Origin of the sequence: Halosimplex rarum (assembly GCF_047715405.1) — an archaeon.
GTDB lineage: Archaea > Halobacteriota > Halobacteria > Halobacteriales > Haloarculaceae > Halosimplex > Halosimplex rarum.
Genome location: NZ_CP180412.1, coordinates 1,489,147 through 1,510,736 on the forward strand (window position 1 = coordinate 1,489,147; position 21,590 = coordinate 1,510,736).

The following is a 21,590-nucleotide window of genomic DNA, read 5'->3' on the forward strand; positions in this document are numbered from 1 at the left end:
CGAAACCCCACGACGCCGACCGATTTCGGGGAGTTCCTGTCTGCGGTCCGTCACTCGCCGACCACGTCGCTGTCCGACGGGCCGGGACCGCCCAGGTCGGCCACGAACTCGTCGAGGCGCTCCGGGTCGTCGGCGCCTGGCAGCGCCGTCTCGGCGGTCCGGCAGGGTTCGTCGACGCCGAGTCGGTCGCAGACGGCGTCCGCCGTCGACTCCGCCATCAGCCGATAGGTCGTCAGTTTCCCGCCGACGACCGAACGGAAGTTCTCGACGCCCTCGTCGGCGTGGTCGATCAGGAAGAAGCCCCGCGAGATGCCGCGGCCGCCGCGTTCGGCCTCGTCGGGTTCGTACAGCGGCCGGACGCCCCACCACTCGCGGACCTCTGCAGCGTCGGCCGCCGCCGGGTACATCGCTGCGCACTCCTCGCGGACGCACTCGCGCTCCCAGTCGGCCCGCTCGAACTCCTCGGGGTCGTCGACGGTCACGCTCGTCGTCCCGAGCACCGCCTCGCGCTCGTGCGGCACGATTATGTCGCCGTCACCGGGCTCGCGACTGCGATTCAGCACCGTCCCCAGGCCCGCGTGGTCCACGGAGACCATCAGGCCGCGGGTCGGGCGCATCTCGACGGTCGCGCCGGCCATCGCCGCGAGTTCGCCGGCCCACGCGCCGGTCGCGTTGACGACGATTTTGGGCCGCACTGTTTCGTCGACCGCGCCGCCCACGTCGACGCCGACGATCTCCCCATCTTCCACTCGCACGTCCTCGACGGGCGCGTTCGAGTGGACGGTCGCCCCGCGCTCGGCCGCCGCGTGGGCGTTCGCGGCGACGAGCCGAGAGGGGGAGACGACGGCGTCCGGGACGCGCATCGCGCGCTCGACGTCCCCGGAGAGACCGGGGACCAGCTCCCGCGCCTCGTCGCCGTCGACGACCTCGGCGGGGATCCCGATCTCCTCGCAGGCCTCGCGCTTGGCGTCGAAGTACGCGGGGTCGTCGTCGGCCACCTGGACGAACAGACCACCGGTCTCCCGGACGCACGCGCCGGCTATCTCCGCGATGGTCCGGTTCTCCGCGATACACTCCTCGGCGCCCCTCTCGTCGGATTCGGCGTAGCGCGCGCCGCTGTGAAGCAGGCCGTGCGAGCGGCCCGTCGTCCCGTGGGCGAGGCCGTCCCGGTCGACGAGTGTCACGTCACAGCCACGGAGGGCGAGGTCCCGCGCGGTCCCGGCACCGGTCGCGCCGCCGCCGACCACGAGGACGTCCGTGTCGAGTGCCATGGCCGGCCTTGGTCCCGTAGACGTATGTGGGTGCTGACGGTCGCGTTCCCGCTCGGGCCCCTCGGGTTCGCCCGCTCGCTCGACAGCCGAGACCCGGCGACAGCGGTATCCGCTCCGCCTCGGCCAGAACAATGATTACCACGGCCGACGCAGGTCAGCCAACGGTCGATGACACGGTACAATCACGCGAGGGTGCAGGAGTACTGGCAGTACGTGTGGGACGCGGAGGGTGTCTACGAGGTCCCCGACGACGCCGCCGATCCCACCTACGTCCTCGGGATGTTCCCCTACACCTCCGGCACGCTCCACATGGGCCACGTCCGCAACTACGCGATCACGGACGCCTACGCCCGATATCGCGCGCTGCAGGGCGACGACGTCCTCCAGCCGATGGGCTGGGACGCGTTCGGCCTCCCCGCCGAGAACGCCGCCTACGAGCGCAACACGGACCCCGAGTCGTGGACCCGCTCGTGCATCGAGCAGATGCGCGAGGAACTGGAGACGATGGGCTTCGGCTACGACTGGTCACGGGAGATCACCACTTGCGACCCCGAGTACTACCGCTGGAACCAGTGGCTGTTCAAGCGGTTCCACGAGGAGGACCTGGTCGAGTACACCGGCGCCCGGGTCAACTGGTGCCCCGACTGCGAGACGGTGCTCGCCGATGCGCAGGTCGAGCAGCCGCCGACCGCCTCCAACGGCGATAGCAATGGCGACGAACCCGCGGAGGCCGACGGCGCCGGGGCCGACCACGCCCACGCAGCGGGCGTCTGCTGGCGCTGCGAGACGCCCGTCGAGCGCCGGGAACTCGACCAGTGGTTCTTCACGATCACCGACTACGCCGAGGAACTCGACGCCGGCCTCGACGACCTGGACGGTTGGCCGGACAGCGTCCGCGACATCCAGCGCAACTGGATCGGGCGCCAGGAGGGCGCGCACGTCACGTTCGACGTGACCGACGACACCGGAGACGAGACCGCGAACGGCGACCTCGAAACCGACGTCGACGTGTTCACGACGAGACTCGACACGGTCTACGGCGCGACGTTCGTCGCGCTCTCGCCCGGTCACGACCTCGCCGCGGCAGTCGCCAAGCGGAACGACGACGTGGCCGAATACGTCGACGACGTGACCAGTGCGGGCACCGCCGCGGGGGGCACCTCGGGCGTCGACACCGATCTCACGGCGACCCACCCGATCACCGGCGAGGACGTTCCCGTCTACGTCGCCGCGTACGTCCTCGACGACGTGGGGACCGGGGCCGTGATGGGCGTTCCCGCGCACAACGAGCGCGACCACGCCTTCGCCGAGGCCCACGACCTCCCCGTCGAGCAGGTCGTCGAACCCGTCGACGGCAGCCCGACGGACCTGCCCGACGCGCCCTACACCGACGACGGGATGCTCACCGGCAGCGGCGAGTACGACGGGCTCGCGAGCTCCGCGGCGCGCGAGCGGCTACTGGGGGCCGACGGCGTCGAGTCGGCCACCGAGTACCGCCTGCGCGACTGGCTCATCTCCCGCCAGCGCTACTGGGGCACCCCGATCCCGATGATCCACTGCGAGGAGTGCGGCCGGGTGCCGGTCCCGGACGAGGACCTGCCGGTCGAACTCCCGCCGTACGTCCGCACCGCGGGCAACCCGCTCGAAGAGAGCGAGGAGTGGAAGTCCGTCGAGTGTCCCGACTGCGGCGGGCCGGCCGAGCGCGAGACGGACACGATGGACACGTTCGTCGACTCCTCGTGGTACTTCCTGCGGTTCCTCTCGCCGGACCTTGATTCCGCGCCCTTCGACACCGAGCGCGCCGCCGACTGGCTCCCCGTCGACGTGTACGTCGGCGGCGAGGAACACGCCATCCTCCACCTGCTGTACATCCGATTCTTCACCCGTGCGCTGGCTGATATCGGGCTGCTCGACACTCGCGAACCCGTCGAGCGGCTGATCAACCAGGGCACGGTGCTGTACGACGGCGAGAAGATGTCCTCCTCGAAAGGCAACGCCATCGCCCCCCACGAGTACGGCGCGGAGACGACTCGCCTGTTCCTGCTCTCGGCGGCCCACCCGGCGCAGGACTTCGAGTGGACCGTCAAGTCCGTCGGCGACGTCTATGACTTCCAGCAGCGGCTGTTCTCGATGGTCGCCGACCGCGACGATGTCGACGCTCGTGACGAGCGAGCGCCTCAGGACGACTACCTCCAGCGGGAGATCGACCGCACGGTCACCGCCGTCGCCGAGGAGTACGAGCGGTTCCGCTTCCACCGCGTCGTCAGCGAGGCGCAGCGATTCGCGCGCCTCCTCCGTCGCTACCGCGAGTACGGCCCCGTCGACGACGCGACCTATCAGCGGGGACTGCGGGCGCTGACGCGCTTCGTCGCGCCGCTGGCGCCGTACCTCGGCGAGGAGATGTGGAACCTGCTCGACACCGAGGGGATGGTCGTCGAGGCCGACTGGCCCGCCGTCCGCGAGCCGGTCGAGGACTACGAACTGGAGCGCCAGCTCGTCGAGCGGACGCTCGACGACGTGCGCGACATCACCGAGGTCGTCGACATCACCGAGCCCGAGACCATCGAGATCGTCGTCGCCGAGGAGTGGAAGTACCGCGCCTACGAACACGTCCGCGCCGCCGACCCAGGTGACGCCGTCGTCGGGTCGGCGCTCGACGACGAGGCCATCGACGAGCACGGCGACCGCGCCGCGGAATACCTCGGGGAACTGGCCTCCCGCGCGGGGGCGCTCGAACCCATCCTGGACGCGGACCGCGAACTCGACGTGCTCGGGGAGGCGGCGTGGCTGTTCGGCGACGAGTTCGGTGCAGCGGTCGAGGTCCGTCGCGCGGACGCCGAGGACGACCTCGCCGCCAAGGCCGAGCCGTCGAAGCCCGCGATCCACATCGACTGATGGCGCCGACCGAGAGGGCGCGCTGAGATGGCACCGACCCGTCGCACGCTCCTCGCCGGGTCGGCTTGCGGGGTCGCCGGACTGACCGTCCTCGGCGGGACCGTCCGTCGGCGGGCGCGCCGCGCGGTCCCGCCGACCGTCCCCGGCGACGGCGACACCCGCCTCGGCTTCGTCGGCGACGTGATGCTCGGTCGGAACGTGAACGGCAGGTGGTCCGGCACCGGCGGATCGACTGACGGCAACGACTCGGAGTCCGGCGCCGACCCCGCCGGCGTCTGGGGATCGACGCTCCCGTCGCTCCGGGCGCTCGACGGCCTCTTTCTGAACCTGGAGTGTTGCCTCTCGACCCGCGGCGAGCGCCGGTCGAATCGAACGTACTACTTCCGGGCAGATCCCGGGTGGGCGATCCCGGCACTCGACGCGGCCGGCACCGCGTTCGCCTCGCTGGCGAACAACCACCTCCTCGACTACGGTCCGACCGCCCTGCTCGACACCGTCGACCACCTCTCGGAGGCAGGCATCGCCGACGCCGGCGCGGGAACCGACCGCGCGGCGGCGACCGATCCCGCCGTGGCGACCGTCGGCGACCTCGACGTGGGCGTCGTCGCGTTCACCGACCAGTCGCGGTCGTACCGGGCCGATTCTGACACTCCCGGTACGGCCTGGACCCCGCTGGATCCGCGGGATTCGGAGACCCGTGCGGTCGTCGGCGGCGCCCTTCGGCGAGTCCAGCGTCGCGATCCCGACCTCGTCGTCGCCTCGCTCCACTGGGGACCGAACTGGGAGGTCCGGCCGTCGGACACCCAGCGGCGGTTCGCCCGCTGGCTGGTCGACGCCGGCGTCGACGTGGTCCACGGCCACAGCGCCCACGTGATCCAGGGGATCGAAGTGTACCGCGGCCGCCCCATCGTCTACGACGCCGGCGACTACGTCGACGACTACGTGATCAAATCCGATCTGCACAACGACCGGAGCGTCCGCGTCGAACTCGTGATCGAAGACGGGCGCCTCGACCGCCTACACGTCGCGCCGGTCGAGATCGTCGACGAACGCGTCGACCGAGCGACCGGCGACGCGGCCGCATGGATCCGCGACCGGCTGCGGACGCTCTCGGAGGAGTTCGGCACGACCGTCGAGCGCGACGGCCGCGGGCTGTCGATTCCACTGGCGGCCGAGTGAGTGCCCGGTCGTAGGCGGATTTCGCCGCGGGATGCGACCCGTTTTGTCGGGCGAGTCCGAACAGCCTCCATGACACGGATCGGAGTCGTCGGCGCGGGCGCGGCGGCCGCGGCCGCGACGTACGTCCTCGACGGGGCGCTCCCGTCGGCCGAGGTCACGGTGCTGGAGAAATCGCGCGGCGTCTGCGGTCGCGCGGCGACGCGCCGCCGGGGCGACGTTACCTACGACTACGGCGCGAACTACGTCACGAGCGACGACGAGCGCGTCGTCGAACTGCTCACCGAGACGCTCGATTCCGATGGTCTCGTCGAGGTGACCGAGCCGATACACGCCTTCGACGCCGACGGCAACGTCTCCGAGGGCCGGGACGCCGACGGCCGCAAGTGGACGTATCGCGCGGGCCTGACCCAGATCGCAAAGCGCCTCCTGGGCGAGACGGACGCCGCGGTCCACACCGAGACGCGCGTCGAGACGCTCGTCCGCGACGACGAGCGGTGGCGCGTCGTCGACACCGACGGCGACGAGTGGGGGCCGTTCGACGAGCTCCTCGTGAACCCACCCGCGCCGCAGTCGGCCGAGTTGCTCCGCGACGCCGAGTGGGGAAGCGAGGCCCGAACGGCGCTCGCCGACGCGGCCGAGGCGGTCCCGTACCGAACGATCTGGACTGCGGTCCTGGGCTACGAGTTCGAACTCGACCGACCGTACTACGCGCTGATCAATCCGGACCGGGAGCACGAAATCGGCTGGATCGCCCGCGAGGAGTGCAAACCCGGCCACGTTCCCGACGGCGAGACGGTGCTCGTGGTGCAAGCGAGTCCCGCGTGGTCGGTCGGGTACTACGACCGCGATCCCGCCGAGAACGTCGCCGAACTCGCCGAGCTGTCCGCCGCTGTCGTCGGCGACGAGCGACTCGCGGACCCCGGATGGAGCGATCATCAGGGTTGGCGCTACGCGCTCCCCGACGAGGGCGTACGGCGAGGGGCGGTCGACGGCGCCGCGGACGCGGACCTCTACGCCCTCGGCGACTGGGTCGCCGGCGAGGCCAGGCTCCACGCGGCGCTCCGGAACGGGATTGACACCGGCGAGCGGGTCGTCCACTCGCTGTGAGTCAGGAGACTGCCGAGCCGCTTGACCGCTCGGCCCGTGGTCGCGTGCGGAGGTAGTAGAGCCCGGCCGTGATCACGGCCGCGACGACGAACCCGGCGACCGACTGGGCCAGCGTGTGCGCGTTCACGGCGACGCGATTCGGGACCATCAACACTGGAATCGCAAGCAGCGGGAGGTAGCGTCGGTCGAGGAGCGCGAGGTACAACGTCGGCGCCAGCGCGAAGATGACGTGGCCGGAGATGTCCCAGAACGGCGAGAGGAGCGCGTACGGGACCGTCACGGCCGCCAGCGTCACCATCGCGTCCGGGACGACGGCGCCCCAGTCGTAGCGCTTCCAGAGGTACCACGTCGTCCCGGCGGCGATCAGCACGCCGCTCGCGACCATCTCGTCCAGCTGCCAGCTGCTCCCCCCGAGGGCCGAGGAGAGTCCGCTCCGCCCCACGAAAAAGAACGCGGCCGTCGGGACGAACCCCAGGACGCCCGCACCGATGAAGGCGCCGACGCGCGGCCAGAGCGCCGACCGGTCGGCCGACTGCTCTCGCCACTCGTAGTGGATCAACAGCAGGATACCGAGTGCGAGCACGCTGCTCGGGTGGAAGACGTACGGGTAGAGCTCGTTCGCTCGCTGGAGCGCCCCGGGCACGCGCGCAGGTTGGGGTTCGAGACGGATAGGCGGACGGGCGGCAGACTCCGGGCCGACCGGTCGACCGCGGCGCCGAGCGGGGTCAGGCCGGTTCAGTGCCTCCGGCCCGGTCGAACACGCCCGCCGCGACCGGTGCGCCGATCAGCCCGGCGCCGAGGGCGGCCGAGACCGCGAAGATGGCCACGGGAGGCGGGACGAGTTTGATAGCGACGTAGCCCAGCCCCGCCAGAACCGGTAGCACGCCGACGACGAGAACCGCACGCGTGCGCATCCGTTCGACCGTCGACCCCGGTCCCGTCGCCTCCCAGACGGCCGCCGCGCCGACCGCGACTCCGAAGAGCGTGACGCCGTCGGTACTGAAATCGCTGACGAGGAGCGCGACGGTCGCGACCGCGACGGCGAGCAAGAAGCCCGCTCGCGGGTCGTCGTCGGTCAGCCCGAACGCGACGACGAGGAACCCGACGCCGAAGACGATGCCGGCGAGGACGTCCCGGACGAAGTGGACGCCGAGGACGACGCGCGAGAGGGCGATCAGCCCGACGAGCACGGCGACCGCGCCGAAGCGCACGTAGTCCGGGAACCGGTCGTGAACGGCGGCGAGCGCCCCGTAGCCGATGGTCGCGCCGGTGGCGTGACCGCTCGGGAAGCTGAAACCGTCGATCGGGACGACGTTCACCTCCGCCGGCGGGCGCGGGACCGCGAAGAAGTACTTGAGCGCGGTGATCAGCGCCATCCCGCCGACGACGATGCCGATGGCGTGGGCGCCGCGCTCGCGGTCGACGAACCAGTAGTCGAGCGTGAACACGACGAGGAAGACGCCGACGTTGCCCAGGCGAGTGACCCCGAGGAAGAAGGGCACCATCCACTCCGGCACGGCCGCGCGGACGGCGTCCCCGAGCGTCTGCATGACGAGGTAACTCCCGGACATCGTGTCCGTTTGGGCCTTGCGACACTTGGACGTGGCGTCGGCGCTCCGGCGGGCAGCGCGGTCGACCGTCGGTCGGTGACCGCTCTGCGCTCAGTCGCCGAAGACGCCTCGGGAGATGGCCGCCGCCATCCCGTCGAAGTAGCCGGTCCCCCACAGCGCGACGGCGGCGGCCGCGATCGTGTTGAACGTGAGGTCGGAGACGATGTCGGTGACGCCGTACTGCACGAGCACCTCGGTCCCGGTCAGCGCGGCGCCGACCGCGCCCGCAGTGAACTCGCCGATCTCCCAGAGGACGCCGAAGGCCATCACCATCGCGAGCGTGAAGACGAACCGGAACTCCTCGGGGAACTGCGCGCGATCGGAGCTCTCGTCGACCGCCTCGACCACCGCGTACCCGACGCCCGCGACGAACGCGCCGGAGACGGCGTGGGCGACCTGGTCGTAGAACGACAGGACACCGGTCTGCTGGTCGTACGGCCCGAGGAACCCGCCGACGTGGATCGCCGCCGCGACGGCGATCCACAGCGCGAGACGGGGGTCGACCCGATGGTCGAAGCGCCAGGCGAGCAGCGCGGGAACGAGCGTGACGCCCAGCGAGAGGACGCCGTTGACCGCCACCCCGACGCGCCCGACGACGACGCCGTACACCGTCATCACGACGATGGCGAGCTGCAAGACCCTCGTGGCGACGGTCGGCAGGCCGTCGACGGTCGGCACCCTCCCGGCGAAGCCGGAGTTCGGCGTCACCGCAGGTCCCTCCAGTGGGTGCGCTCGATCCCGTGCCCGGGGCTCACCCGACGGACGTACACTTCGAAGACGACCCCGGCGACCACGCCGATCGCGGTCGCGAGGATCAGTTCCCACATGAGCGGGGTCTGGTCCGGGAGGAGATCGGTCCCGAACGCGGCGTCGTAGGCGTACCGGACGACGACCCAGAGGCCCGCAACCGCCATCGTCAGCACGACGACGAACCCGACGGCGAAGTCGGGCGTCATCTCCACGTCGGTGAACGCGTCGAGTTCGACGGCCACCACCAGCGCCAGCGCCGCCACGACGACGTACGCGGCCCGTTCGGGGGCCACGCCGACGGACGGAGCGGCGACCGGAATCGCGGCCGCAGCGAGCACCTCCCAGGCCACCATCTCCTTCGGGGTGCGAGCGACCGCTGGGGGCACGACCGCGGCGGCCGCGGTCACGGCCGCGACGGCGACCCACCACTCGACGCCCGCGAGCGCTCGTTCGACGGCGACGGCGCAGAGGACCGCGACGATCAGCCACCCGATCGCGGCGTTCGTCGCCTCGTACCCGAGCAGGTCAGACGGTGTTCGCATCGTGTCGTGTGGATCAGGCGCCCGTCGGCGGTGCTCCGCCCGCCATCAGTAGTTCGAGCGACTCGCGTCCGTCTCCCGGTCGGTGTCGGCGGGCGGGTACCGCTCGTGGTCGACCTGTCGGTGTTCGGCCCGTTCGGGCGGAGCCAGGTGGCTGCGGTGCCACCGAGTCAGCAGGTCCTCGGTGTCGGTGAGCCAGGCGGTCTCGTCGGGGTCGACGTGGAGCGCGAGGTCGTACTCGCGCTCGTCTACGAGGTCGGCGTCGCCCGCGCGGGACTCCTCGCGCGGCTCCTCGGCGACGAGATATCGCTCTTCGACGTGGACGTCGACCTCGTCGGCGGCTTCGTGAGCCCTGACGCCGAATTCGCGTTCGAGAACGTGGACTCGGTCGGTCTCGTCCGCGAACGTGTGCGACCCCCAGAAGGCCGCGTCGACGTCCGCCGACTCAGCGACGTTGCGCCGCTGGAACTCGGTGTACTCGTGGTCGAACCCCGGCGGGAGCAGGTGCCCGGAGGTCGGACGGTCGTCGTCGTGCTCCGGCGTGTCGAGGTGGTCGCGGGCGAACGACGACAGCCAGTGCCAGTCGTGCTCCTCGCCGACGTCGACGAGGTGGTCGCCGAGCGACTCGTCGTCCTCGACGGTGCGTTCGTCCTCGTCGACGACGATCCGGTCCTCGTTCGGGTCGTAGCGCCCGCGGTGGACGGTTTCGTCCTCCGGGGCGTAGAGGAACGCGCTCCCGCCCGCACCGGTACCGCCGACGCCAACCCATTCGACGTCTTCGAGTCGTTCGTTCGCTTCCTCGCCCGGCGTCTCGCGCTCGACGGTCAGGTCGTTGGAAGCGTCGTAGCGCCTGACCGGCCAGTTGTCGAACCGCGGGTCCGTCGCCGGTTCGGGCTCCGTATCGTGGTCGGGGTCGGGCATGGGCCCACGTACGGCGCTCGCGGTGAAAGGAAAGAGCTGCCTACGGCCCCCGATCGGCGAGTACCGCCCTGCTCGTCCGGGTATTTCGGGCTTACCGATGTTGTGGACTCCGCGCTCAGACCGTCTCGTCGGCCGCCGTCTCGGCCGTCTGGACATCGGTCGCCGGTCCGGCCGACGACGGGTCGACGGCGCGGCCGGCGTACCACAGCACCGAGAAATCCTGCGGGCTCGGCAGCGCGCAGGCCATCCAGCCGAGGACCGCGAAGCGCGCGATCCCCTCGCCCGCGAACGGGTCGGCGACGACGCCCGCGGGAACGAGTGCGAACGGCGCAACCAGCGCCAGCGGCATCATCGCCGAGACGCGCAGCAGCCACGCCGGCGTCTCGGCCCCGGGCCGGGGCCGCACGGCCGCCCACTCCCCGCGCAGCCCGGCCTGCAGGAGTCCCCCTTCTTTGCCGGGGAACCAGTCGATCACGTGGGGCACGCCCGCCGCGCGCAGGACGGCCGCATGTGCCAGCTCGTGGGCCACGAGCCCGACGCTGACGGCGACGGCGAGCGCGGCGAGCGCGGCGAGAATCTCGATAGGCGTCATCTACTTCGCGTACGTTAGTCTTACCCGACCGGTTCGGCGTTATCAATCTGTCGGTCGGGCGCGAATCGGCGCCGGCTCACCCCCGGAGGGCGGACGGATACCCGGTAATCGCCTCGAACCGGTTGCTCGGGCGCGCGCCGGTCTGCTGGGGCGGCATGGGGCCTGTGGAAAACAGTTCCAGCCATGCCGCCTTATCAGCGAACGTCGGTTCCAGCATCATCCAGGCGTCGAACAGTCCGTTCTCCACCGCTGGTACCGACAACGTCACGCCCATTGGAGCGACGAGGAGAACCCGCCGATTACGGCCGCGGTACCGACGGGCTCGACTACGGCGTGTGTCCACTCGCTGTATTCGCGCGATCACAACGAACACACGATCGAACTCGACATCGACTGGGACGACATCTCCGACGCTCCCACGGGCCTCGGCGTCGAGAGGAGCCGACCGGCTATCGCAGGTGCGCGGCTTTTGCGTCCGAGGCTCGAAGCCGCCGTATGGCAGACGACCAAACCGACGAGGAGCGCGAGGACGAGTCGGCCGAAGAGGAAGCCAGCGAGGACGCCAACCAGTACGGCGGAGGCGAGCAGGACATCGACGCCGTCGAGCAGACCGAGATGATGGAAGACGACGACGAGGACGACGCAGACGACGAGGAGTAACCGGGCTATCCGTGTCCATCGGGAGCCATCGCGGCGCCGCCGGTCTGGTTCGCCCGGTCGAGCCGGTCGGACGTGTCGAAGTCGATGTATCGCACCCGGACGGTGACGTTCTCGCCGGTCCGGTCAGTGATCGACCGGTCGAGGACGGTCGGCAGGTTCGGGTACGACTGGTTGTCGGTCCGGCTCAAGGCGATCGTCACCGTCGACGGGTCGCCGAACGGGCCGACCGACGTGTACTCCGTCGAGACCTGCGTGATCCCCAGCCTGTCGTACCCGGACTGCTGTAACACGTCCGTGGTGGCGTCGTTCACCGCCCGCTCGAACGAGGCATGCCGATAGGAGCCGAAGCCGACCGCGCCGACGATACCGACCACGAGCAGGGCCGTCGCGCCGACGACGAGCGCCTGTCTGCCGCTGGGGCGCTCGAACAACCCCTCGTCGACGTTGTCGGGCCGGTAGCCCAGGTAGCGCAGCATCAGGTAGCCGCCGACGTTGACGGCGATCATCGTGAGCACGAGCAACACGAGCGCGCCGAGCGCGACGATATACTGGGTCCAGGCGATGCCGACGCCGCTGACCGCGGCGACCGGGATCAGCGCGGCGGCGATCATGACGCCGACGATCGACACCGACCCCTTCGTCGCGAGGCCGTAGGCGCCCGCGGCGCCGGCGGCGAGCCCGATGACCGTCGAGAGGATGCTCGGGGCGAGCCGGCCGGCCACCAGTTGCATCGACGTGATGTCCAGGGTCGTCGGGACGGCGAAGAACTGCTTCACGAGGAAGCTGAAGACGGTGGCCGCGACCACGGCCATACCCAGGCCGATAAGCTGCTGGTGGATACTGTCGATCAGCATCCCGCGGTCGTCGCGAACGGCGCCGACGCTGGCGGTCAGCATCGGGCTGACGATCGGCGCGATGATCATCGAGCCGACGACGACTGCCGGCGACCCCGTGAGCACGCCCGAGACGGCGACGACCGCGCTCAGGACCATCATCCAGAGGTACGACCGCATGTTGAGCCGCATGTCCTTGGCCTTCGAGCGGAGCGTCTCCGGCGCGATCTTGTTCGGCGTCTTCGCCCACTGGTCCTGGACCCCGTCGATCCCCTCGAAGTTCGCGAACTCCGTCGCGTACGACAGCGTGTAGGTACTCCTGTCGTAGCCCTGGGCTTCGAGGTCGTTGAGCACGTGTTCGACGGCGTCGGCCGGCGTGACGAACGTGACCAGGTCGTGCCCGTCCTTGGCGCCGTCCCCGTCGGCGACGGTGTACCCGAAGTCGTACTCGTCGAGGACGCCGAGCACCGTCTCCCGCTGGTCGGGCGGGACCGACAGCTGGACTACCCGCATACCGTGGAAAGGGCCGCTATCCGGAAAAGACTGGACCGCTCAGGGTCAAGCCCGGGGTAGAGACGGCGCGGCCGCCAGCCCGCGTCGCTCGGTCGCGCCCTTCCGGGAGACCAATTACTAAGCGAGCGCCGTCCAAGTGGGTGATATGGAGTACAGACGACTCGGCGAGACCGGACTGCAGGTATCACCCATCTGTCTCGGGACGTGGCGCTTCGGCAAGGAGAACGGCGGCGTCGTGGAGACCGACCGCGACGACGCCCACGAACTGCTCGACGCCTACGCCGAGCGGGGCGGCAACTTCATCGACACCGCGAACGGCTACGGCGGCGGCGACTCCGAGCGCTGGATCGGCGAGTGGCTCGAAGACGAGGACCGCGAGGACTACGTGGTCGCCTCGAAGTGCTTCTGGTCGTCGGTGTCACGCTTCCAGGAGAACCTCTCGAAGAAGAACGTCAAGGCCGAAGTCGAGGGGTCGCTCGACCGCCTCGGCACGGACTACCTCGATATCCTCTACCTGCACCGGTTCGACGACGAAACGCCCATCGAGCACACGCTGCGAGCCGTCGACGACCTCGTGAGCGAAGGGAAGGTCCACTACGTCGGCATCTCGACGTGCGACGCCTGGAAGCTCACGAAGGGCCTCTGGAAAGCCGACGTGAACAACTACGAGGCCTTCTCCGTCACGCAGCCGCTGTTCCACGCGGCGTACTACGAGGACGTGGAGGAGTACCTCGACGTCTGCGCGGACCAGAACCTCGCTGTCTGTCCGTACTCGCCGCTCGCGGGCGGGTTCCTCACCGGCAAGTACGAGCGCGTCGGCGACGGGACGTACGACCTCGACGCGCCGGAGGGCACCCGGGCGGAACTCGACGACCGGTTCGAACGGTTCTACGTCTCCGAACGGGGCTGGCACGTCCTCGACGCCGTGCGCGCGGTGGCCGGCGAGGTGGACGCGACGCCCGCGCAGGTGGCGCTCCGCTGGCTGATCGACCAGTCCGACTTCGACTGCGTCCCGATCGTCGGCGCGCGCACCGTCGACCAGCTGGACGAGAACCTCGGCGCGCTCGACGTGTCGCTCTCCGACGAGCAGTTCGACCGCATCTTCGAAGCACGCTACGACGAGGACGGGGAGCTCTACCAGACAAACGCCTGAACCGGGCGTTTCCGGCCGGATCCGCCGCTCCGAGACCGTGCCCTTATCCGTGAGCCGGCGGTTCGGTCCGTATGGCTATTTCCACCGGCGACACGGTCACCATCGAGTACACCGGCCGACTGGACGACGGCGAGGTCTTCGACACGTCGCTCGAATCGGTCGCGGACGAGGAAGGACTCGCGGACGACCAGCCCGAGCGCGACTATCAGCCCCTGACAGTCGAGATCGGCGGGGGCCGCATCATCGAGGGACTCGAAGACGCGCTCGTCGGCATGGAGACCGGCGACGAGGACACAGTCACCATCGAGCCCGAACAGGCCTACGGCGAGCGCACCGACGACCGCGTCGTCGAGTACGACACTGACGAGTTCACGGAGATGCTCGGCGGTCGCGACCCCGTCGAGGGCATGGAGATCCAGACCGAACAGGGGATGCCCGGTCGAGTCGCCGAGGCCGGCGAGGACACCGTCACCGTCGACTTCAATCACGAACTCGCCGGCGAGACGCTCGAATTCGAGGTCGAGGTCGTCTCGGTCGAGTGAGATCGCGCCACGCCACCCGACTCCGCTCGCGATCGCCGGGCGGCGACGGACCGCTCGGCGGCACCGGATCCGTATAGAGCGCATAAATCCCGGTCTTACTCGCGTTATAGAGTACATAACAACGAGGTTAGAGGTTCTGTCGAAGAGCATGTCCGGGACAGACGAAGGGGGGATCCAGGACCAGCCGCTCGGGCGGTGTCCGAGCTGCGGGGAGATGATCCCCGCGGCGAACCTCCTCATACGCTACGAATCGGACGGGAACTGGCCGAAGCTCTTCGCCGAGTGCACGGCGTGCGACGACCCGGTGCATCCGGAGTGAACACGATGGGTCTCATCGCGTCGCTCGTTCCCGAGCGCGAGACGGTCGTCGTCGAGTGTCGCCGCTGCGGCACGACCGTGGACCGCGGGACCTCCGTCTGTTCGGTCTGCGACTCCGAGGACATCGCCGAGTACACGATCAGGTAACGACTGGAGACCTGTTCTCCCCGCCCGCTGACCGCGTCGGCCCTCTGGCCTCCGTGCCGGCCCACTGGCTCCCGTGCCACCCCACTGGCTCCCGCACCTCAGTTTCCCGCGACGGATCACTCGCCGATCGCGTCGGCGAACGAGTCCGTCGATTCCCGCCAGGCGGCGATTATCTCGTCGTCGTTCTCGCTGTCCCAGTCGTCGATAGCGTCCCGTCGTTCGAGGTCGTCGATGGTCCGCTCGACGCCCTCGCGGAAGGATATCGTGTACTCGAAGCCCAGATCTCGTTTCGCCTTCCCGTTGTCGAACACCGTCGAGTACTGGAAGTGATCCACGAGCGGGTCCGTCCGGTCCGGCACCGCCTCGACGAGTCGCTCGGTGGGGATGTAGACCAGCTCCGGGTCGGGCGCGTCCATCGCGTCGGCGACGTACTCCTGGTACTGATTCCAGGAGATGACCGCTTCGCTCGTGACGTGATAGCTCTCGCCGTAGGCCGTCTCCGTCCCGATGGCACCGACGAACGCTCCCGCCACGTCGTCGCGGTGGCAGGGCCCCCACAGCGTCGCGCCGTCGCCGTGGACGATGATCGGTTTCCCCTGTCGAACACGGTCGAGGTAGTACGTCCCCCAGCCCATGGTGTGGATGACTGGCCCGCCCTCACCGTAGGTGCTCCACGGCCGGATCACCGTCGTCTGGAACGCGTCACCGTGGGCGTCCATGAAAACGTCCTCGCACTCGGCCTTGTCCGCGCCGTAGTCGCTGACCGGCGGTTCCCGGCGGGCGTCCTCCGTCGCGGGGTTGCGGTCGAGCGGCCGGTGGTAGACATCGACCGTCGAGCAGAAGACGAACTGCTCGACGCCCGCGAACGCCTCGACGGCGCTCTCGGCCTGCTCCGGGGAGAAACAGACCATGTCGATCACGACCTCCGGGTTCACTTCGTCGGCCACCTCGCCGAGCCGCGCGTCGTCGTCGCGGTCGCCGTGGACGTGCGATACCGCGTCGGGCAGGTCGGCGTCGGTCTCGCCGCGGTGGAACGCGGTCACGTCGTGGCCGGCGTCGACCGCCTGTCTGGCGATGCCAGTGCTGATCAGCCCCGTCCCGCCGATGATGAGAACGTTCACGGGCGACGGACGGCCAGCGGCCGGATAAAACGTCGCCCCGCGGAAGCCCGGGCCGGGAGGTGCGGTCCCGGACTCCCCGGTTCCGGACCAAACGCTTTTGCTCGCGTCGCACAACCGGGCGTCCATGCCTCGCGACTACGACATCGGCGTCCAGAGCGTCGTGTTCAGGGACTTCTCGCTCCGCGAGCTGCTCGGCGAACTCGACGACGCGCCGGTGACGCACCTCGAACTCTGGGGGCACCACCTCTCGCCCGACCACGACGAGTCGACGGTCGCCGCGGGACTCGACGCCGTCGAAGCGTCCGACGTGTCCGTCTGCGGCTACGGCGTCGTCGACCTCGAAGCGCCCGACGAGGCGCGCGAGCACTTCGAGTTCGCCGACCGCCTCGACGCGGGATACGTCACGGTCAACTACCCCCCGGCGGCGGACGCGATCACCGAAACGCTGGTCGAACTGGCCGACGAGTTCGGTCTCGACGTCGGCATCCACAACTACTCGTCGGTCCACCACGACGACCTCTCGCGGGTCTTCTCGACCATCGACGACGCCCGGTCGGTGCTGGACCGCTACGACCACGACCGCCTCGGACTCTGCGTCGACACCGGCCACTTCCTCGTCGAGAACGTCGTCCCCGAGGACGTGGTGCGGGACCTGGGCGACCGGATCAACAGCTGCCACCTCAAGGACACCTCCGAGGCGGAGATCGAGGACGTCCCCGGGGCCGGCCAGCTCGACGTCGCCTCGTTCGTCGGCCTCCTCGACGAGCACGCCGACCTCGACGCGCCGCTGGTCGTCGAGTACGAACTCCCGCAGGAGCGCGCGCCCGACGCTCTCCGCGACGCCGTCGCTTCGGTGCGGACCGCGCTCGACGGTTGAACGATCGGCTTCCCGCTTCCGACGGGCCTTGCGACCGCTGTCTGCGGATTAACTCGGCGAAACTCGGCCAAAATCGGGCTCACGGCGAGGTCGATTTACGGTGGTCGCTCCCGCAAGGCGAGCCATGCCAAGTCCCGCACAGGTCCCCGACGACCTCCCAATCGCCCGCACCGCGATCGAAGCCGACGAGGAAGCGACCGACGCGCTCCTCCGCGCCGCCGAGCGCGCCCACGTCGACCTCGACGGCCCCGACCCGCAGCTCTACGACCAGATCGACGCCGGCGCGCTCGACGCCCTCACCGCACATCACCGCTCGCGCGGCGAGTCGGGCGACTTCGTCCTCGTCGCCGACCTCTGGGACCGCACGTTCGTCCTCACGCCCGAGGCCATCGAGGTGTATCCCTGACCGCCCGTTCAGGCGCGACGGACGCCCCGCACCGACCACGGTCGGAACGTAAGGTGTTTGCGAGCGCCCCGCCCACTCCGTGGTATGAGCCTCGACGATCTCCAGGACGACGTCCAGTCCGAGTACGGCGACCTCGACGAGGAGTTGTCCGTCGACACCGACCGCGAGACTCGCAACGAGCTCGCCATGCTGCTGGCAGCCTTGGACACCGACGACCCCGACGAACTCGTCCGACGCGGCGTCCACCTGCTGTTCCAGTCCGCCGTCGAGACCGGCAACCTCGACTTCCACCTTCGCAGCGAGTACGACGTCACCTACGACGAGTACCTCTCCGGCATGACTTTCGAAGAGATGACCGGCGGCGCCGACCTGCCCCAGACCGGCACCGGCGATCCCGACGACCGCCGGTATCAGTTCTAGGGACCCCATCTTTTTCCGCGCGGGGTTTCCTCGGTCGCCTTCGGCGACCTGCGGGAACCCCGCACGCAAAAACATGGGTGAAAAAGGCCGGAGCCTCGCTCTGCTCGGCTCCGGTGAACCGCGCTCGCTTCGCTCGCGCGGATGCTCAGTACAGACAAAGTATTTACTGAACGCAAGATCGGTCCTGATATGGAGCTATCACGACGCAGTGTTCTCTCGGCGCTCGGAGTGGTACTTTCTTTCTCCGTTAGCGGATGCTCGTCTGACTCATCTGAGTCGCCTACTCCCGCTTCGCCTCCTGCGACGAAAGCTGAGGGAACGAGACAAACACCGCCTCCAGTAACGCACTCACCGACACAGACCGCTACACACACGACTGAGCCGATCCCTACGCCACGGAACTGTCCCGACGAACCACTTGTTGATGACGCCGAACGAGACGACATCTCACCCGTTCCGGAACCACCCGAGTCACTCGACGACGGGGCTACACTCGCCGAATACGTTGCGGACTACGAGAAGGCGTATCAGTGGCAGGAGTGGAAGGGGTACGGCGAGAAGATTCACGAGTTCGTTCTGGAGATTGAGTCGGAAGTGACTCGACTCAGCGATACCGCGGTGATCGTCAAGTCAGATTTCGCCGTAGTATCCGGGCGAGTCGATCACACCGGTGACGGGACGCCTGGCCACTTCGACGGCGCGCCCTACGCCGTTAGATACCTCCTGACCACGGAAGCAGTCTGGCGGACTGCGAAGCGATACGACACCGTTCGTACCGTGCCCGAACCCGACCCGCGCGAAAACGGTGTACTTCTAGAGTGTTACTGACAAGTAATATGTACTATCGGTAGAAACGGGAATCTGTACATCGCGTCTGTGTGTCGCTCCGCTCGCGGATGTTCAACTTGCACGGCTACTGAACAGAATTCATCGGATCGTAATGGGGTGTCTTCCCGCTCTACTCCGTCACGCGGCGTCCGCGATAGCGTCGGTTAGCAGGTCGACGCCGAGGTCGATCTCCCGTTCGGTCACGTCCATCGGCGGGAGGATCCGGAGCACATCGTGGCCGCAGCCGAGCGTCAGGAGGCCGCGCTGCATCGCCGCCTCCTGCACGTCGTCACGGCGCTCCTTCGTATCGAACTCGACGGCGAGCATGAGGCCCTTGCCGCGCACGTCGACGACCGGGTCGAGGTCGGCGTCGCGCATCGACTCCTTGAACTGCCGACCGCGGACGACGGCGTTGTCCATGAGGTCGTAGTCGTCGATAACGTCGAGCGTGAGCGCTCCCTGCAACGCTGCGACGATGTCCCCGCCGCCCCACGTCGAGGAGAGGCGGCTCTTCTGCTCGGGGAACACCTCCTCGCGGGAGATGGTCGCGCCGACGCGCAGGCCCTTGGCGCTCGCGATGACGTCCGGTTCGAACGGGTAGTGGTCCGACGCCCAGAACTCGCCGGTCCGCCCGACGCCGGACTGGATCTCGTCGACGACGAGCGTCAGGTCGTGTTCGTCGCACAGGTCGGCGATCTCTTCCGCGAAGGCGTCGCTGGGGAAGCGGTACCCGCCCTCGCCCTGGACCGGTTCGAGGATCAGGTAGGCCACGTCGTCGGGATCGATCGCACCGCGCTGGGGGTGGAGCAGTTTCCGCAGCTGAGACCCCTTTCCGGTGAAGAAGCCGCACGTGCAGGACTGCGCGTCGCAGGCGCGGTCGTCGCAGAACGGCACGCCGTGGATCTTCGATATCTCGGGGAACTCCCGCCGGTAGACCGACTTCGACCGGTTGAGCGAGAGCGCGCCGAGGGTGCGCCCGTGGAAGCCGCCGCGGAACGTGATGCCGTAGTCGGCGCCCGTGTGGTCGTAGGATATCTTGATCGCGTTCTCGACGGCCTCGGCGCCGCTGTTCGAGAGGAAGACGGTGTCCATCCCGTAGTGGTCGCTCCGGTCGGTCAACCGGTGCATGAGGTCGGTGGGCGTCGGGAACGGATGGTCGTCCAACTCGCCGCTGGTGACGTAGAAGTCCTGGCCGGCCATCTTCAGCGGGTCGACGAGGTCGAACCCCTCCATCCGCTCCATCAGCTTGGGGTTGTCGTACCCCAGCGGGGCGGCCGCGACGTGGCTGGTGAAGTCCATGAGGACGTTGCCGTCGACGTCGGTGCAGAACGGCCCCTCCGCCGGTTCGGTGTAGTCCCAGACGAAGTCGTAGACGTAGGTGCTCGTGGCGGCCGACTCGTGGTGGTAGTCGACCCACTCGCGGGCGAGTTCGCCAGGCAGGGACCCCACTGTCGGCTCGGCCGTGTCCCGGTTCATGTCGGCAAGAGGGTCAGTCGCCAGTTAAATGATGTGACTACCGCAGGGAAGCGGGATACGGGTAGCCGGACGGCGCTAAATCGTCGCGACGGCGGTCACGACGCCGGCGGCGACGAGCAGGACCGTGCTGACCGTCATCGTCTTGACCGCGAACTCCCGGTTGGGACTGGCGAAGGTCAGCCCGGCCTTGACGACGATACTCGACGCGGTCGCGAGCAGGATAGCGAATACTGCCGCGTCGGCGGAAAGTCCCCCGCCGCGATAGAGGATCACCGCCGAGGTGGTCGCGCCGGCGCTGGAGACCAGCCCGGTGAGCGCCGCGGTGACGTAGAACCCCAGGCGACCGAACTGGGCTGCCGCGAGACCGCCGGCGACGACGACGAACAGGAACAGGCCGCCGAACCCGAGGACCTTGCGCAGCGAGAACGGACTATCCATGTCCATTTCGAGGTTCTCCGACCAGTCGGCGGTGTAGGCGGCGATGGCGAAGCTCCCGACGATGACGCCGCCGAGGGGGACGACCGCCCCGAGAAGCACCCCCGTCTCGAACGTGAACAGCAGGGCGATGGCGAGGTTGCGGGCGGCCATCGCGGCGTCGGCGAGCAGGATGGCCGCGACGGCGTAGGAGCTGACCGCCGGTCGCTGTTCGACGTGGTCGAGCATGGCGCCGACCACCGCCGTCGAGGAGGCCAGTCCGCCGAAGAATCCCGTCACCGCGATGCCGCGGCTGCCGTAGGTCTGGACGATGGCGTAGTTGACGATGCCGATGGCGGCGACGGTGACGACCATCAGCCAGATGACGCGCGGCTCGATCTCCACGGCCAGGTTCGCGGTGCCGACGTCGTAGCTCTCCGCGGGGAGCAGCGGGTAGATGACGAACGCGAGGATCGCGAACTCGGCCGCCGAGCGCAGTTCCGTCCGGGTCATCCCCCAGGCGAACGAGTGGAGCTCGCGCTTGAGCACGAGCAACAGCGCCGAGAAGACGGTGACGGTCACCGCTTCCAGGGTGAAGCCCGAGGCGACGAGGGTGCCGACGCCGTAGGCGACGAGCATCGACATCGACGTCGTCAGCGAGAGCCCCTCGTCCTCGTCGTCGATGAGCCCGCGGACCGCCAGGAGCGTCCCCTGCACGATGACGAGGACTCCCCCGACGACGACCAGCGGGACCGACCCGAGCACGGTGAACGCCGCGCCGAGAATGCTGATGAGCGAGAACGTTCGCACGCCGGCCGACTTGTGTGACCACTCGCGCTCCAGCCCCAGGAACAGACCCAGGACTCCAGAGAGCGTTATCTGGAGCACCTCCGTGTCCAGCGGGATCGACGCGAACTGCGCGACTCCGTGCACTCCCCGACGTAGACGACTGTCGGTAATAAATATCGGGCCGCTACCCTGCGGACCGCGCCGCCGACCCGCTCGATATCGCGCGCGG

At 69.0% G+C, this 21,590-nt stretch carries 24 protein-coding genes; 12 read left to right on the forward strand and 12 right to left on the reverse strand.

Annotated elements, in window-relative coordinates; all coding sequences use genetic code 11:
• Positions 1-50 precede the first annotated feature (50 nt).
• Positions 51-1,271, reverse strand: a complete 1,221-nt coding sequence (locus ACMGFH_RS07140; protein WP_415382215.1) for an FAD-dependent oxidoreductase — start codon at positions 1,269-1,271, stop codon at positions 51-53.
• 168 nt (positions 1,272-1,439) lie between these two features.
• Between ACMGFH_RS07140 and ACMGFH_RS07145 the strand changes: the two genes are divergently transcribed.
• From ACMGFH_RS07145 to ACMGFH_RS07155, 3 genes are all read left to right on the forward strand, one after another.
• Entirely contained in the window at positions 1,440-4,166 is a 2,727-nt protein-coding gene (locus ACMGFH_RS07145) for a class I tRNA ligase family protein (protein WP_415382216.1), read from the forward strand.
• Between the two features lie 27 nt (positions 4,167-4,193).
• Positions 4,194-5,345, forward strand: a complete 1,152-nt coding sequence (locus tag ACMGFH_RS07150; RefSeq protein WP_415382217.1) for a CapA family protein — start codon at positions 4,194-4,196, stop codon at positions 5,343-5,345.
• Positions 5,346-5,414: 69 nt separating this feature from the next.
• A complete protein-coding gene (locus ACMGFH_RS07155) occupies positions 5,415-6,452 on the forward strand; it encodes an NAD(P)/FAD-dependent oxidoreductase (RefSeq protein WP_415382218.1) in 1,038 nt (345 codons plus the stop codon).
• Between the two features lies 1 nt (position 6,453).
• Here ACMGFH_RS07155 and ACMGFH_RS07160 read toward each other — a convergent pair whose 3' ends face one another.
• The 7 genes from ACMGFH_RS07160 to ACMGFH_RS07190 form a co-directional block, all read right to left on the reverse strand.
• Entirely contained in the window at positions 6,454-7,095 is a 642-nt protein-coding gene (locus ACMGFH_RS07160; protein WP_415382219.1) for a phosphoesterase, read from the reverse strand.
• Positions 7,096-7,177: 82 nt separating this feature from the next.
• A complete protein-coding gene (locus ACMGFH_RS07165; protein WP_415382220.1) occupies positions 7,178-8,023 on the reverse strand; it encodes a phosphatase PAP2 family protein in 846 nt (281 codons plus the stop codon).
• A gap of 90 nt (positions 8,024-8,113) precedes the next feature.
• Positions 8,114-8,770, reverse strand: a complete 657-nt coding sequence (locus ACMGFH_RS07170; protein ID WP_415382222.1) for a hypothetical protein — start codon at positions 8,768-8,770, stop codon at positions 8,114-8,116.
• Positions 8,767-9,354 (reverse strand): hypothetical protein, encoded by a 588-nt coding sequence (locus ACMGFH_RS07175; RefSeq protein WP_415382223.1) that lies wholly within the window; start codon positions 9,352-9,354, stop codon positions 8,767-8,769. The genes ACMGFH_RS07170 and ACMGFH_RS07175 overlap by 4 nt, the downstream gene beginning before the upstream one ends.
• Positions 9,355-9,399: 45 nt before the next feature.
• Positions 9,400-10,272, reverse strand: a complete 873-nt coding sequence (locus ACMGFH_RS07180; protein ID WP_415382225.1) for a hypothetical protein — start codon at positions 10,270-10,272, stop codon at positions 9,400-9,402.
• Between the two features lie 115 nt (positions 10,273-10,387).
• Positions 10,388-10,864, reverse strand: a complete 477-nt coding sequence (locus ACMGFH_RS07185; RefSeq protein WP_415382227.1) for a hypothetical protein — start codon at positions 10,862-10,864, stop codon at positions 10,388-10,390.
• A 76-nt stretch (positions 10,865-10,940) separates the two neighbouring features.
• On the reverse strand, positions 10,941-11,138 hold the full coding sequence (locus tag ACMGFH_RS07190) for a hypothetical protein (protein WP_415382229.1): 198 nt from the start codon (positions 11,136-11,138) through the stop codon (positions 10,941-10,943).
• A gap of 221 nt (positions 11,139-11,359) precedes the next feature.
• Between ACMGFH_RS07190 and ACMGFH_RS07195 the strand changes: the two genes are divergently transcribed.
• Positions 11,360-11,524 carry a hypothetical protein gene (locus ACMGFH_RS07195; RefSeq protein ID WP_415382230.1) on the forward strand — a complete coding sequence of 55 codons (165 nt, stop codon included), beginning with the start codon at positions 11,360-11,362 and terminating at the stop codon, positions 11,522-11,524.
• 5 nt (positions 11,525-11,529) lie between these two features.
• On the opposite strand, the gene ACMGFH_RS07200 is transcribed toward ACMGFH_RS07195, so the two are convergent.
• Positions 11,530-12,870 carry a TIGR00341 family protein gene (locus ACMGFH_RS07200; RefSeq protein WP_415382232.1) on the reverse strand — a complete coding sequence of 447 codons (1,341 nt, stop codon included), beginning with the start codon at positions 12,868-12,870 and terminating at the stop codon, positions 11,530-11,532.
• Between the two features lie 145 nt (positions 12,871-13,015).
• On the opposite strand from ACMGFH_RS07200, the gene ACMGFH_RS07205 reads away from it, so the two are divergent.
• The 4 genes from ACMGFH_RS07205 (at position 13,016) to ACMGFH_RS07220 (ending at position 15,030) form a co-directional block, all read left to right on the forward strand.
• Positions 13,016-14,023, forward strand: coding sequence for an aldo/keto reductase (locus ACMGFH_RS07205; protein WP_415382233.1), 1,008 nt, complete (start codon positions 13,016-13,018; stop codon positions 14,021-14,023).
• Positions 14,024-14,094: 71 nt separating this feature from the next.
• A complete protein-coding gene (locus ACMGFH_RS07210) occupies positions 14,095-14,565 on the forward strand; it encodes an FKBP-type peptidyl-prolyl cis-trans isomerase (protein WP_415382234.1) in 471 nt (156 codons plus the stop codon).
• 148 nt (positions 14,566-14,713) lie between these two features.
• Complete coding sequence (locus ACMGFH_RS07215; protein ID WP_415382236.1) at positions 14,714-14,884, forward strand: hypothetical protein; 171 nt, start codon at positions 14,714-14,716, stop codon at positions 14,882-14,884.
• Positions 14,885-14,889: 5 nt separating this feature from the next.
• Positions 14,890-15,030: a hypothetical protein gene (locus ACMGFH_RS07220; protein ID WP_415382237.1), complete on the forward strand. Its 141-nt coding sequence runs from the start codon at positions 14,890-14,892 to the stop codon at positions 15,028-15,030.
• A 116-nt stretch (positions 15,031-15,146) separates the two neighbouring features.
• Here ACMGFH_RS07220 and ACMGFH_RS07225 read toward each other — a convergent pair whose 3' ends face one another.
• Positions 15,147-16,151 carry an NAD-dependent epimerase/dehydratase family protein gene (locus tag ACMGFH_RS07225; protein ID WP_415382239.1) on the reverse strand — a complete coding sequence of 335 codons (1,005 nt, stop codon included), beginning with the start codon at positions 16,149-16,151 and terminating at the stop codon, positions 15,147-15,149.
• Between the two features lie 124 nt (positions 16,152-16,275).
• Here ACMGFH_RS07225 and ACMGFH_RS07230 point away from each other — a divergent pair, with 124 nt between their 5' ends.
• The 4 genes from ACMGFH_RS07230 to ACMGFH_RS07245 all read left to right on the forward strand — a co-directional run bounded on the left by ACMGFH_RS07230 (position 16,276) and on the right by ACMGFH_RS07245 (position 18,682).
• Positions 16,276-17,028: a sugar phosphate isomerase/epimerase family protein gene (locus ACMGFH_RS07230; RefSeq protein WP_415382241.1), complete on the forward strand. Its 753-nt coding sequence runs from the start codon at positions 16,276-16,278 to the stop codon at positions 17,026-17,028.
• A gap of 124 nt (positions 17,029-17,152) precedes the next feature.
• On the forward strand, positions 17,153-17,434 hold the full coding sequence (locus ACMGFH_RS07235) for a hypothetical protein (RefSeq protein WP_415382242.1): 282 nt from the start codon (positions 17,153-17,155) through the stop codon (positions 17,432-17,434).
• Positions 17,435-17,518: 84 nt separating this feature from the next.
• Positions 17,519-17,854, forward strand: coding sequence for a hypothetical protein (locus tag ACMGFH_RS07240; RefSeq protein WP_415382243.1), 336 nt, complete (start codon positions 17,519-17,521; stop codon positions 17,852-17,854).
• 189 nt (positions 17,855-18,043) lie between these two features.
• Positions 18,044-18,682, forward strand: coding sequence for a hypothetical protein (locus tag ACMGFH_RS07245; RefSeq protein WP_415382244.1), 639 nt, complete (start codon positions 18,044-18,046; stop codon positions 18,680-18,682).
• Positions 18,683-18,820: 138 nt separating this feature from the next.
• Here ACMGFH_RS07245 and ACMGFH_RS07250 read toward each other — a convergent pair whose 3' ends face one another.
• Positions 18,821-20,158: an aminotransferase class III-fold pyridoxal phosphate-dependent enzyme gene (locus ACMGFH_RS07250; protein WP_415382246.1), complete on the reverse strand. Its 1,338-nt coding sequence runs from the start codon at positions 20,156-20,158 to the stop codon at positions 18,821-18,823.
• Between the two features lie 75 nt (positions 20,159-20,233).
• Entirely contained in the window at positions 20,234-21,505 is a 1,272-nt protein-coding gene (locus ACMGFH_RS07255) for an MgtC/SapB family protein (RefSeq protein WP_415382248.1), read from the reverse strand.
• Positions 21,506-21,590 lie beyond the last annotated feature (85 nt).